Genomic DNA, 1,028 nt, shown 5'->3' with positions numbered 1-1,028 from the left:
AGCTAGCAAGGGCTGCAAGGTAAAAATGTTTCATAGTGCTCTCGTTTAATTTGTTTTTCGAACCCTCGTGGGGTGATTTGTGAACAAACGGGTGAGCACACATTCATGCGTTTTATCCGTGCTTAAGACGGGCTGGAGAAATCGCAGCAAGGTCTATGACGAGCCGGCTTACACACTTTTGATCCTTGCGACGTCGAGCGCATTACCAAGCATAGGCTGCAGAACCAAAGCGTAAAGCCATGATCATCAAAAACGGTAAACAGAAATGTGTGCTTTTAAACGAGCGAAAAGGGTGGTGCGCGAGGAAGCTTAAAATACCGACTCGCTTCGCTTAAACGAAACGAGTATTGCGTATCGATTTGAAGAGATAGATCTAAATGAACAACCTGATCGGGCGTGAAGGCGTGGGCGAGAACACCGCCGGAGAACGGGCACTGCTCGGTCTGAGAGTGTGAAGACGGATGTTCTTGGTCTCCAAGGTAAACAAGTTGTGCGACATCGGATGACCCGATACAAAGCATTACCCAGCCGCTGCCGTTAGCCGACGACCCAGCCATCGTTCCGGTTGCGAACATGGCTTGCTGCAACAACATAAACAGCAACCAGTGCGCGACAAAGCGATGCTTAGCCCGAGGTTTCTGTGTTGCGTCGTATAAGGATGCCATGGAGGAAAAATTCTTATAGTGTAATAGCCACACAAATAGTAATGTAATTTGTCGATGATAAAAACGTTTTTGTGTCGCTTTTTTGCGGAACAGATTGGATTAATGGATTCAGGATACTTTGGTGGGGATTATGACGAGAAAACACATCTTTGCTGCGATCGTTTCAATGTACTGTGCTCTTGTGGCTGGCGTTCAGGCAGAGGATTCTTTAGTGAAGACGATATTAACAAGAAGGTTGCGGTGTGTTCTGGTGGCGAAAAGAACCGACTCATCTTCGGTAAGTTGATGATGATGGAACTCAACGTGTTAGTAATGGATGAGCCAACGAACCACATGGACATGGAAGCGATCGAGTCACTCAAC

Annotated in this window: 1 protein-coding gene and 1 pseudogene; one reads left to right on the top strand and one right to left on the bottom strand. The window is 46.9% G+C overall.

What is annotated here, in order from left to right:
* Positions 1 to 275: 275 nt before the first annotated feature.
* Positions 276 to 665 carry a hypothetical protein gene (locus tag A3750_RS22485; protein WP_068520192.1) on the bottom strand — a complete coding sequence of 130 codons (390 nt, stop codon included), beginning with the start codon at positions 663 to 665 and terminating at the stop codon, positions 276 to 278.
* Between the two features lie 195 nt (positions 666 to 860).
* Here A3750_RS22485 and A3750_RS25480 point away from each other — a divergent pair.
* Positions 861 to 1,028, top strand: a pseudogene (locus A3750_RS25480) (ATP-binding cassette domain-containing protein); the annotation flags it as partial.

This window comes from Oleiphilus sp. HI0079 (assembly GCF_001635105.1).
Note: the sequence above shows the minus strand (reverse complement) of the source record. Positions and strands in the feature narration are given on the sequence as shown.

What these genes read in the sequence shown, in the direction of transcription:
- A3750_RS22485 (WP_068520192.1), bottom strand. Translation starts at nt 665, where the DNA reads ATGGCATCCTTATACGACGCAACACAGAAACCTCGGGCTAAGCATCGC.